At 32.3% G+C, this 12,562-nt stretch carries 9 protein-coding genes; 4 read left to right on the top strand and 5 right to left on the bottom strand.

From position 1 onward, the window contains the following. Positions 1–173 precede the first annotated feature (173 nt). The 5 genes from B6S12_RS09685 to B6S12_RS09665 form a co-directional block, all read right to left on the bottom strand. The gene (locus B6S12_RS09685) at positions 174–3,623 is read right to left on the bottom strand and encodes a methionine synthase (RefSeq protein WP_111230588.1); all 3,450 of its coding nucleotides are present in this window, start codon (positions 3,621–3,623) and stop codon (positions 174–176) included. Continuing rightward, complete coding sequence (locus B6S12_RS09680; RefSeq protein ID WP_111230587.1) at positions 3,623–4,204, bottom strand: DedA family protein; 582 nt, start codon at positions 4,202–4,204, stop codon at positions 3,623–3,625. The genes B6S12_RS09685 and B6S12_RS09680 overlap by 1 nt, the downstream gene beginning before the upstream one ends. A gap of 87 nt (positions 4,205–4,291) precedes the next feature. Then, the gene (gene trmA, locus B6S12_RS09675) at positions 4,292–5,407 is read right to left on the bottom strand and encodes a tRNA (uridine(54)-C5)-methyltransferase TrmA (protein WP_111230586.1); all 1,116 of its coding nucleotides are present in this window, start codon (positions 5,405–5,407) and stop codon (positions 4,292–4,294) included. Continuing rightward, positions 5,404–6,162 (bottom strand): flagellar type III secretion system pore protein FliP, encoded by a 759-nt coding sequence (gene fliP, locus B6S12_RS09670; RefSeq protein ID WP_111230585.1) that lies wholly within the window; start codon positions 6,160–6,162, stop codon positions 5,404–5,406. Before fliP ends, trmA begins: the two co-directional genes overlap by 4 nt. A 145-nt stretch (positions 6,163–6,307) precedes the next feature. Further along, a complete protein-coding gene (locus B6S12_RS09665; protein WP_181451030.1) occupies positions 6,308–7,309 on the bottom strand; it encodes a hypothetical protein in 1,002 nt (333 codons plus the stop codon). A 314-nt stretch (positions 7,310–7,623) separates the two neighbouring features. On the opposite strand from B6S12_RS09665, the gene B6S12_RS09660 reads away from it, so the two are divergent. From B6S12_RS09660 to B6S12_RS09645, 4 genes are all read left to right on the top strand, one after another. Continuing rightward, a complete protein-coding gene (locus B6S12_RS09660; RefSeq protein ID WP_111230583.1) occupies positions 7,624–9,057 on the top strand; it encodes a catalase in 1,434 nt (477 codons plus the stop codon). Positions 9,058–9,302: 245 nt separating this feature from the next. After that, entirely contained in the window at positions 9,303–10,883 is a 1,581-nt protein-coding gene (locus B6S12_RS09655; RefSeq protein ID WP_111230582.1) for a flavocytochrome c, read from the top strand. Beyond that, positions 10,880–11,329, top strand: a complete 450-nt coding sequence (locus B6S12_RS09650; protein ID WP_111230581.1) for a cytochrome c3 family protein — start codon at positions 10,880–10,882, stop codon at positions 11,327–11,329. The genes B6S12_RS09655 and B6S12_RS09650 overlap by 4 nt, the downstream gene beginning before the upstream one ends. A 3-nt stretch (positions 11,330–11,332) precedes the next feature. After that, the gene (locus tag B6S12_RS09645; RefSeq protein ID WP_111230580.1) at positions 11,333–11,932 is read left to right on the top strand and encodes a cytochrome c3 family protein; all 600 of its coding nucleotides are present in this window, start codon (positions 11,333–11,335) and stop codon (positions 11,930–11,932) included. The last annotated feature ends 630 nt before the right edge of the window (positions 11,933–12,562 follow it).

Below are 12,562 nucleotides of genomic sequence, written 5' to 3'. Positions count from 1 at the left end.
TTTTAAAGTGAAAGAAAAATAAAAGCAAAAGAAGAATATTTGTGTTAGAAATCAAAGTGGAGAAAGTGGCACTTTGATTTTAAGCATAAAATGACTTTAAGTTGAAAAGTGGTGTTATAATTTGATGAATATTGTGTAAGTATTTAAGGAATTTAAAAAGTAGCCACCTTAGATTAAATTGCAAAATAGGTGGCATCTTTATAAAAAGTAATGAGTGCAGAGGTTGTTGCTTCAGGTGTCATTTGGTAGGTTTCGCTAAGATGAATACCGAGTTCTTGTGGGTTAAAGAGAGTAAAGAGATGCTCGCTTAAAGAGAGATCAGGACAAGCAGGATAACCAAAAGAATAGCGTTGTCCGCATTTGTTGTCTATATTTAGATCTAATCTTACGCGATTATGTATAAAATCTGCTAAGGCTTCTGCTAAATCCATAATGAGTGCGTGCAAAAGATAGTATTTGTGGTATTGTGCATCTTTGTAAAGCTGTTCTTCATAGGAGCTAAAATTAAGTCCGCAAGAAACAAGATGAAAAGCACATACATCGCCCTTAGGATTAAAATAGTCTCCAAGGCATAAAAAAGGCTCTTTAGAGGAGCGTGGAAATAAAAATGAAACACTTTGTTTAAAATCTTCAAATTCGCTTACTTCTAAAATTAATCCATCTTCTGCATTTTGTGGAGTTTTGGTGCGTGTGTGGTAGTATCCATACATTACAATAGGTTTAAAAATCTCATTTTCTATCAATTCTTTTTTAAAAGATTCTAGCATAGGTTCTAGTTCATTTTGTTTAAGTTTTTGGTATTCATCTTTTTTGAATTTACTATATCCCCAGCGGTGTTTAAAAAGTAAATCTTTATCCAAATAGGAGAAAACTTCCTCTATTTGCTCTTTGCTAAGTTCTAGAATCTTTTTGCCAAAAAAAGGAGGAGTGTGTTTTGTGTAGCTAAATTCTAGTGTGCTTTTTGTGGGTTTTATGAGATTGTCTTTAGCTTCTAGGGAATTTTTAAGCTTATTTTGCAATCTTGCCTCTTGTCTTTGTGTTTTTAGATTGTTGTTTTTGCCTTTTTGACTAGGCAAGGTTAAATCGCTAAAATCACCCTTTTGGATAATTTGCATAGCAGCAACACTATCAAATGCATCTTTGCAATAAAAAATAATACCATCATAATTAGGCTTGCAATATTCTTCTACAAAATCGCGATTGAGTGCTGCTCCTCCTAACATAATAGGGATTTTTATACCTAAGCGTTTAAGTTCTTCTAGATTTTCTTTCATTACAAGAGTTGATTTTACAAGCAAACCACTCATACCTATACAATCTACTTTTTGAGAATTAATCACGCTTAAAAATTTTTCAAGCTCTGCTTTAATACCTATATTAATTACATTAAATCCATTGTTGGTTAGAATAATATCCACTAGATTTTTTCCGACATCATGCACATCGCCTTTTACCGTGCCTATTACAATAGTAGTTTTGTGTTCGCTTTGTTTTTTGGGTAAAAATTCATTGAGGTAATCTACGCTTTTTTTCATTACTTCTGCACTTTGAAGCACAAAGGGTAGTTGCATTTCTCCAGCACCAAACCTATCCCCAACGATTTTCATTGCATCAATTAAAATTTCATTGATGATAATTTCAGGATGGATTTCATCTTTAGCACTTGGTAATAAATCTAGCATTTTGATAAGATTTCCATCAATTAAATATTTTGCTATTTTTTCTTTGGTGCTTAGATTTTCTTGTTCTTCTTGCTTAAAATCAAGATTGGTTTTATTTTCAAAATGTTTGATGAAATTATAAAGAGGGTCTTTGCTTTTTTGATGATTAAAAATAAGTTCTTCACAAGCTTTTATATCTTCTTTATCCATTTTAGAATAGGGGATTAAATGGGCTACATTTACAATAGCAGCACTTAGTCCATAATTTATTGCATGGTGTAAAAAGACAGAGTTTAGACAGATTCGTCCTTCTTTACTGAGTCCAAAAGAAATGTTTGAAAGTCCTAAAACACTTCCAGCTTTTGGGTAGATTTCTCTTAAGGCTTTGATAGCTTCTAGTGTTTGGATACCTGCATCAAAATAATCTTCATCTCCACTTCCGATTGTGAAAGTAAGTGGATCGAAAATAATATCCTCTTCCCTTAAATTATGCACTTTTGTGGCACGCTCCATCATTCTTTTAGCGCATTCAACTTTAGAAGTTTTATCCTTACACATTCCTTTTTCATCTATGGTAAGACATACAAGTGCAGTTCCAAAGCGTTTGGCAAGTCGTGCGATTTTATCAAACTTTTCTATACCATCTTCTAAGTTTGCAGAATTAATAATTGGGCGTGAGCCTATGAGTTTTAGTGCGATTTCTAGTGCATTAACTTGTGTGGAATCTGGCATGAGGGGCAAGGAAATTTTGCTAGCATATAAAGAAATAAGTTCTTGCATATCTTTATCTTCATTGCGTCCTGCAAAAGCTACGCTAACATCTAGACAATGTGCGCCACTTTGCACTTGTGATAATCCTACTCCTAGCGCTCCTTCATAATCCTCTTTTAAAAGCAATTCCCTAAAAGCTTTGGAACCTGTGGCATTGGAGCGTTCACCTATTAGTAAGGGTGCTGGGTTTTGGCTAAGCTCATAAGAGCCAAACAAAGAAGCAACGCTAGGATTGTAGTTGCTTTGTAAGGGTTTGGGGGTGATGTTTTTTGTTTTTTGCACCAAAAGTTCAATATGTTTGGGTGTGGTTCCACAGCAACCGCCTAAAAAGCAGACTCCATTAATCTCTAAAAATTCTTTTTGCAAACTAGAAAATTCTTCTGCTTCCATCGGATAGTAGGTAATTCCACCTCTATTTTGTGGAAGTCCAGCATTGGTATGCACAGAAATTGGAAATTTAGTTACTTTGCTTAAATCCAATAAATGTGAGCGTGCTAAATCAGGGCCTAATCCACAATTAAGTCCCAAAGAAAGAATAGGGAAGGGTTCTAAAATGCTAAAAAGTGTTGTGATATCTGTTCCTATCAGCATAGAACCATTAGTTTCAATCGTGGCAGAAACCATAATAGGAATTTCACTTGCAATATCTAAACAAGCATGAAGAGCGGTTTTGATTTGTAAAGGATCTTGTGCGGTTTCTAGCAAGATAATATCCGCACCTGCTTCTTTAAAACCTTTTATACATTCACAATAGCCTTGATACATGCTATCATAGTCAATATGTCCTAGGCTTGGAAGTTTTGTCCCAGGCCCTAGAGAAGCTACGCAAAAAAGTGCATCTTTTTGATTTTCTAAGGGAATGTGAGCTTTTATGCAATCTTTTACTAATTTAACACCTAAAAAAGAAAGATTTCTTGCTTCATTTTCTAAGCCATATTCTGCTAAAACCCAAGGCATAGCACCAAAAGTGTTTGTTTTTATGCAGTTTGCACCCGCTTTTAAATATTCATTATGGATTTCTTTGATAATTTGTGGATGGCTTAAAAGTAAGCTTTCAGAGCAACCTGCTAGACTTTCGCCCTTTTTATTAATTCCCCAATCTTTTATATCGTATTTTTGGATTTGTGTTCCCATTGCTCCATCTAAAATAAGAGCTTTTTTTTGGATGAGGTTTTGTATTTTTGTTTGCATTATTTTCCTAGATTCTTATTAAATTTTTTTGTAGTTGCTTTGCTTAGAGCAATCCAAAGGATTAAGAGCAAAACAAAGAGTATAAGAGGGGCTAAATAAGGATAATTTGCAAAATAGCCAATAGCGTTTTGGAAAAAATCACTTAAAAAATAACTTCCAATACCTATGCTAAGCCCCCAAAGAACTGCACCTATAAAATTATAAATACTAAAATGGTTAAAATTATAGTTTGTAAGTGCAATGCCGATAGGAACAAGGGTTTTAAAGCCATAAATGTATTTTTGGATAATTAAAATAATAGAGCCATAGCGACGCATTAAAAGTTGTGTATAGGCTAATTTTCTTTTGTGTTTGCTAAGATAGGGCATCATTTCTTTTTTTTGGTATCTTGTAAGATAAAAAAGCAATGTATCTCCTAAAAAATTTGCAACGATTGCCACGCTTAAGCTTAAATAAATATCCATTTTTCCCATGCTACTTAGCACGCTAGCAGCTACCAGTGCGACAAACCCGCCACCTAAAGAATATAAAAACAATAAAATATAACCATATTTTGCTATTAGATTGATTGTTTCTTCCATTGAAATCCTCTTAAATAAAGCAATAAAAGCTCTAAGTATAACAAAGTGTAAATAAAATTTTCATCAAAACTTATTAACTTGGATGGTTTAAGAAATTTTGTTTAAAATTACACCGCTTTCAATGTGGTGGGTATTTGGAAACTGATCAAAAAAGGCAAACTTTTGAATTTTGTGAGTTTTTTGTAAAATTTCTAAGTCCTCTTTTAAGCTTGCAATATTGCAAGAAATATAAATGATTTGGTTAAATTGAGATAAAAATTTACACACATTCTCTCCCAAACCTGCTCTTGGTGGATCTACTAAAACACTTTGGAAGTTAAAATTTTCTAAATCAATTTCTCTTAAACGCTTAAACTCCCTTGTTTTATTGATAGCTTCTATACATTCTAAGCCACTCAAACGCACAAAATAGATATTAGAAATTTGATTGGTTTGCGTGGCAAATTTAGCTGCTTTAATGGAGGTTTTAGAAATTTCTGTGGCAAGCACTTTAGAAAATTTTTGTGAAAGCGGGAGAGTGAAATTTCCACAACCACAATACATCTCAAGCAAATCCCCCTTGCTTTCTTTTATATTGTGTAAAACCCATTCAATCATTTTTTCATTAATTTTTGGATTAGGTTGTGTGAAAGCTCCTTCATCATAGCGGTAAAAATAAGTTTTGTTTAAAATTTCTAGTTTTTCTATAATAAAATCTTGTTTTACTGCTAATTTTATGCCTTTAGAACGCCCTATAATATGAAAAGTTAAAGGCAGAGAGGCTTCAAGAGTATTTTTTAATTTTAATGCCATCTTTTCCCAATCTTTTGTTAGAGATTTATGGTAGATTAAGGTAATGAGTGTTTCTTGATTTTGTGTGGAGAGGATTTCTAATGCGAAGAGCTTGTGAGCAAAATTGCTAAATTCTTGTTGGTTTAAAATAAATATAAGTTCTTTTAAAGTGTTTTGAATAGAAGGTAGAAGATTTGGGCAATGTGTTATTTTAATAAAATCCTTGCCCTTTCTCATTGTAAGATAAAGTTTAGAATTTTCATGAAAAATTCCAAGCTCACATCTTGCCCTAAAACCTCTACTCTCAAGACTAAAAACTTCAAATATCTGAAGTCCTAAAAGCTCACTTGCATTTTTTATTTTTGCTTCTAAGTTGGATTCTATTTTGGGGGCACAACCGCCACAAATTCCATAGTATTCACACTCGCTCATCTAAAACTTTCTACCAAATTCATTGTTAAAAGATTAAAACCATCTACCAAGACAAAAATTAATATCTTAAAAGGTAGTGAAATCATAGTGGGAGGTAACATCATCATTCCCATAGCCATTAAAATAGAACTAATTACCATATCAATTACTAAAAAAGGCAAATATAGCAAAAAACCTATTTGGAATGCAGTTTTCATCTCACTGATAATAAAAGCAGGTAAAACAATTGTAAGAGGAACATCATCAACAGTTTGTGGATTTTCTAATCCTCTAATGCGATAAAAAAGGGCTAAGTCTTTTGGGCGTGTGTTTCTAATCATAAAATCTTTAAAAGGCTTAGCAGTGCGTAAAAATGCTTCATCATAGGGAATCTCTTTTGCAATGTAGGGTTTAATACCCTTTTCGTAGCCTTCTTTTGCTACAGGTTCCATAATAAACATTGTTAGTATCAAAGCAAAAGAAACTAGAAGTTGTGTAGGCGGGGATTGTTGTGTTCCCATTGCGGTGCGCAAGAAAGAAAAAACAATAAGGATTCTAGCAAAGCTTGTAGCCATTAAAATTAGGGAGGGTGCTAAGACAAGTAAGGTTAAAACCACAACAATATTCAGTGTGGTTACAAGATCTCCAGGTTCTGTGGGTGCGCTTAAGGTTAAATCAACCGTTGGGATTGTTGGGCTTTGTGGAAGTGTAGGGGGTGCAGAAAATGCAAAAAGAGAGCATAAAACAACCAAAAAAGCAAATCTAACACACCTCATTTTTATCCTTATAAATACAAAAAATTAAAGCGAATTCTATCTAAAAATATTTTAAGAATATATTAAGCTTTAAAAAAACAAATTGGAAACAAGAAAGCAAATTGCTTGAAAATTAGCTTATCATTTAAATACAAATTAAAATCTTCTAATCTTTTTTGTTTAGCCAATCTAGACTCAAAAGATAAATTCCGCTAGAAAAGAGAAGAAAATAACCCAATAAAACTTGTGCAAAGATGTCTGAAGTTTTTAGTTTAAAGCCTACTACCATAATAAATAAATTAAAAATTAAAAGCATTAGTGAAGCAAAATAGGATTTTAAAAGTTGTTTTGTGGATTTGGTTTGTAATAAATGAGGGGAAGTAAGGTTTTTTGTGTATTGTTGGTTGTTATTTTGTGTGTTTGGTATTTTTTTAAATTTTAAAATTCCTAAAGACAAGAACATTATCCCTAAAAATAAAAATGCTAATTCGCTTACAAAAGGAATGTATCTGCTGTTTTGAAGTGGATTGTAGAGATTTTCTTTGGCATTATCTTTAATGAAACTAAAAGCCTTTTTAAAATAATTATAATTGGCAGAAAGCAAGAGTTCTTTATTTTTGTTTAAGAGTGTATTTGCCTCATCATTGATTTGTTTTTGTAGAGAGGGAATAGCATCTTGTTTATAAAGAAGCAGTGTGCCAAGATAAGCTTGTAAGTATTCAATTTGTGGAGTTTCTATATATACTCCTTTAGCAAAAATATCAAGAGTGTTTAAAAAGTAGGTTTGTCTAAAATCTCCTTTAGAAATAAGGGCTTTTGTTAGTTCATCCAATCCTTTAAAAAAATGTTCCCACATTTTAACATTTTTGGTTTCAAGATGGAGAGTATTTGGGAGGGTGATAGGGCGTAAAAAGGCTACAATCTTCAAGTTGTATTGGAAGTAGGATTTTAGAGGGAAAGCCTCTTTTTGTCCTAAAACTTCGTTAGCATAAAATTGATAAGCAATATTTAAAAGTTCTAAATGTTTATTTAAATCATCAAAAAAAGGCTTAAGTTCTTGATTGTCATTTTTGGGAAAATTGATATAGACTTCTTGAGTGATTAAAAGGAGGGCTTGTTTGGTGTTGATATCTTCTTTTTCGCAACCTAAAAGCAAAAAAATAACCATCAATAAAAGAAAAGATTTGAAGAATATTTTCAAGTAATCTCCTAAAATTTGTTACAATATTATACATAAATTTTTTAAAATATTTTTCATTATCTTGATAGAAAATTACAGAAAGTATTTGAAAACTTCACAAAGAAAGTCTATTGGACATCTCTCTAAAGCGTGCTATTTATATACTTAATCATAAATAAGTGCTATAATCTTTTTGGATATTTTTATCTATTTTAAAATAAAAAATACTAATAAATAATAATTTTCTTTTAATAAAAAAATGCTATCATTTTAAATGAAATTCAATACTGAAAGGATATAACATGAGTTCTAAGTTTACAACTGCACAAGGTGCACCTATTTATGATAATCAAAACTCCATTACTATTGATAAAAGAGGACCTACGCTTTTACAAGATGCTTGGCTTTTAGAAAAATTAGCACATTTTGATAGAGAGAGAATTCCAGAGCGTGTAGTGCATGCAAAGGGTAGTGCAGCCTATGGAACTTTAACTATCACAAATGATATTACAAAATATACAAAAGCAGATATTTTCTCACAAGTTGGTAAAAAGACAGAAGCATTTGTAAGATTTTCTACGGTGGCAGGTGAGAGAGGTGCAGCAGATGCTGAACGCGATGTAAGGGGTTTTGCTGTGAAGTTTTACACACAAGAGGGAAATTGGGATATTGTAGGGAATAACACACCAGTATTTTTTATCCGTGATGCGATTAAATTTCCTGATTTTATCCATACGCAAAAAAGAGATCCAAAAACAAATTTACGCAGCAATACTGCAGCTTGGGATTTTTGGAGCTTACACCCTGAATCTCTTCATCAAGTAACGATTTTAATGAGTGATAGAGGAATACCAAGAAGTTATCGTGAAATGCATGGATTTGGTAGCCATACTTTTAGTTTTATTAATGCAAAAAATGAGCGTTTTTGGGTGAAATTTCACTTTAAATCTATGCAAGGAATTCATAATTTAACCAATAAAGAGGCTGAAGAAATTATTGCAAAAGATAGAGAAAGCCACCAAAGAGATTTGTATGAAAATATAGAAAAGGGGAATTATCCAAAATGGAGATTTTGTGTGCAGATTATGAGCGAAGAAGAAGCCAAAACTTATAAAATTAACCCTTTTGATTTGACAAAAACTTGGAGTCATAAAGATTATCCATTAATTGAAGTTGGAATTTTAGAGCTTAATAGAAATCCACAAAATTATTTTGCAGAAGTAGAACAAGCCGCTTTTAATCCTGCAAATGTAGTTTCTGGAATTGGTTTTAGTCCTGATAAAATGTTGCAAGGCAGACTTTTTAGCTATGGAGATACACAACGCTATCGTCTAGGTGTTAATCACTATCAACTTCCTGTAAATTCCCCTAAGGCTTCTAAGGTAAATAACACTCACCGCGATGGTTATATGCAACAAGGTTTTTATGGAGATGCTAGAAATTATGAACCTAGTATTTTTGAAGATTATAAGGAAGATAAAAATGCAGGTGAGCCACCTCTTTATTTGCAAGAAGCTATTGTGGATAGATTTAATCATAGAGAAGATAGTGATTATTATAGCCAAGCAGGAGATTTATATCGCCTTATGAATAAAGAACAAAAAGAAGCACTTTGTCAAAACATTAAAGAGGCAATGGAAGGAGTTCCACTAGAAATTAAAAAACGCCAAATTGAGCATTTTAAAAAGGCGGATAGTGAATATGGCAAAAGAGTAGAAGAGCTAGTTTTAAACTAGCCTTTTGCTTTAATATAGAATATTGTCTCTTTATAACACACTTTCTTGTAGAAAATAAAAATAAAAATTCCTTATCATAATTTAGTTAATGAATATTTAATAAAAAAAAGAATAGACTAGCATAGTTCTCAAAAGAACATTATAATTTACTTTAAAATACATAAATTTTACTTCATATTTCTTAATATATACAGAAAAATTAATGATAATTTTAGGGTTTGTTATTTTTTTAAAAGGGAGGAATTATGCAAAAAGAAGAGCGTAGAAAAACTCTTAAGTTATTGCTTGGATGTGTGGGAGTATTAAGTGTTCCTTATAATTTGGTAGCTAAAATTTATCAAAATGAAGTTCCAAAATGGGATGAGGAATTTGATGCGGTTGTGGTAGGGAGCGGATTTGCAGGTTCTGCTGCTATGCTTAGTCTATTAGATTATAAATTAAGTAATGTGCTTATGATAGAAAAAATGCCATTTTTAGGTGGAAATAGCGTTTATAGTGGCGGTAAGATTGCTGTGGCTAATTCTAGCTTTCAGCGTGATGAAGGTGTAGAAGATTCTATTGAGAAATTCACACAAGATATTTTAAAAAGTGGCCATCATTTAAATGATAGAGAATTGGTAGATATTATGGTAAGACAGTCTGCAACTACACTAGAATGGCTTATTAATAATGGTGTGAAATTTAGTGCTTTAACAAGAAGTGGAGGACATTCTGTTCCTAGAAGCTTATCACCAGGTGTAGGTGCTTATATCACGCGTCCTTTGCAAGAGAAGATTTTGCAAGAGGGTGGCAAGATTAGAACAAGAGTGATTTTAGATGGAATTATTTATAACGATTCTAATGAAGTAATAGGAATTAAAGTAAGAGAAAAATATCAATTTAACTTTGATAAAGATTTTGATGAAAAAGATAACAAAAGCGGACAAGTTAAATTTTATAGAATATATGGTGGTCTTATTTTAGCCACAGGAGGTTGGGGTGCAGATTATCGCTTTAGAGCACAATTTGATCCAAGTTTAACTAAGGATTTTAAAACGACAAACCAGCAAGGTGCTACGGGATATACAGCCAATATGCTTTTAAAAGATGGAATTAAATTTGTAGATATGCAATATATTCAAAGTATGCATGTAACAAGCTTTGATGAGGGTGGATTTGGTTTTGGGTATCGCTTTATTACTCAAGCTTATGTTTATGGGATTGCAGTCAATCCAGTTACAGGATTGAGATTTTTTAATGAAATTGCTGATAGAAAAGTAGGTTCAGATGCGATTTTAAAAGTTACAGCACAAAATAATGAAACTCCACCAGTGGTTATTATGGATATAGATGGGGCAAAAACCGTTAAATTTGCAGATTTGCAAAGAGGAATTTTAGCAGGAGCTGTGAAGCAATTTGAAACGCTAGATGAGTTAATTGCATATTATAAAATCAATAAAGAACCTTTTTTGGAGCAGTTAAAGCGTTATAATGAATATGTAGAAGAAGCTTCTAAAAATGAAAATTATGTAGATCCAGAATTTGGCAGAAATTTTTCTGATTTTAAAGGGCAATTTATTAAGGTTTTAAAACCACCATTTTTTGCAGCACGCCCAGGACCCAAAGTGCATCATTGTATGGGAGGGGTAAAAACTAACACTAAATGTGAAGTTTATGATAATGATTTAAAAATTGTAAAAAAACTTTATGCTTGTGGAGAGCTAACAGGTGGAAGACATGGATATAATCGCTTAGGGAGCTGTGCGGTGCTTGATTGTCTTGTGTATGGGAAAATTGCAGGAGAGAAATTGGCTAAAAACTACAATAAAGCAAGGAGTGTGTTATGAGATTTTTAGCAATTGTTTTATTGTTTGTATTAAATTTATATGCAAATGAAAATGGCTTTAAAGAAGTGAGTGAAGAGGAATTTTCTTTGCGTAATTCCAAAGGAGAAGTGGTAAAAGATTTTTCAGAGAAAAATTTTCCTCTTTATGGGAAGCATAAAAAATTAAATTTAAGTTGCACAGATTGCCATTTAGAAAAAGATCCTAAGGACTATTCAAGTGCTATGGGAAAGAGTTGTCAAAAATGCCATGGTAGTTATGAAAAGCTAGCAGAATATACAGGGGGATTAGGGCACAACAATAATGTGCATAAAAGTCCGCATTTTAAGGAATTGGCTTGTGATGTGTGTCATCAAAGTCATCAAGGAGAGATTACCTCTAAAAATTCTAAAAATCTTTGTGCTACTTGCCACGGGCAAGAGAGTATGCAACAATTAATAGCGAGATAAACCATGAAAAAGATTATATTTTTAACAATTATAGCAACCTTTATTATTACTCTTGTGGTAACCTATGGAGGTTATAAAGCAGTTAAAGTTACAGGAGAATATCCATTTTGCGGGAGTTGTCATGCATGGGATGGAGAGATAGCAAAAACTAATTTAAAAGATAATGTGCATGGAGCAGCAAACCCCAAAGGAGTTCAAGCAAGTTGCACAGATTGCCATTTGCCACATGATAGCTTTGTAAATTATATGATTACTAAAGCTAAAAATGGCATTAGTGAAGGATATACGACACTAACGGGTGATCCAAGCAAAAAGGATTGGTTAGGTAATAGAGAGCATGCAAGGGCTAATTATACTTTTGATAGTTCGTGTTTAAAATGCCATCAGAATCTTTTTGAAACCAAAGAGGGAGAAAAAAAGAATGTTAATAAAATGCATGCACAATATCTTAGTTTAAAGGATAGTCAAGATACTTTAAAATGCACAAGTTGCCATAAACATGTAGGACATAAGGATTTAGGAGAAACTCTTTATAAAATCCAAAGCAAACAGCCAAGTAGCTGGGAAGAATGGGAGAAAATGCGTAAAGAGGCTACAAAATAAACCCAAATGATTAATAATAAAGTGGTTTAATGGAAGTTTTATAAAAAATATGGATTATTTTGTTGCTTTGCTACTTGCGATAATATTTTATTTATTACCTTGAGAGCTTGTTAAGCCTTGTGGCAATTCTTTCTTGTCTTTGTCATATTTTGCTCTAATATGGTAAATGGCTTGTATTATTGTCAGGTGCTTTCTTTTGTTATTATGGGGAGTAAGGTGATAGAGTAATCATTTATATTATCATTGTGAGCGAAGTGCAGTTGCCTTAGGACACTTGATTGCTCCTTATGGATTGCCACGGCTATTACATCGCCTTGTGATGACAAAAAATCAAGTAAAATTAGATTGTCACAGCTTTTTATGAAATTTTGCAATGGAAAGGGAAAAGTTTTTGTAACATCATTAGAATGCTAGAGTTTAAAGAGGTTCCGCAATAACATTAGCTTGCTTCGTTGTCTTGCTCCTTACAATGACAAATTAAACAAAAATATAAAAAATAAATCATATTTTATTTTTAAAGTAATCTTAAAAGTTAAATGATAAAATTCTAATGTGTTTTAAGCAGTTTTTATTGTCTTTTAAAGGCTTTAAGGAGGCTTAATGGTAGAAATAAATATTTTTATGATACTG

Source organism: Helicobacter valdiviensis (assembly GCF_003245365.1).
GTDB lineage: Bacteria > Campylobacterota > Campylobacteria > Campylobacterales > Helicobacteraceae > Helicobacter_D > Helicobacter_D valdiviensis.
The sequence above is the reverse complement of the archived record's forward strand: the minus strand, read 5'-3'. Positions and strand labels throughout refer to the sequence as shown.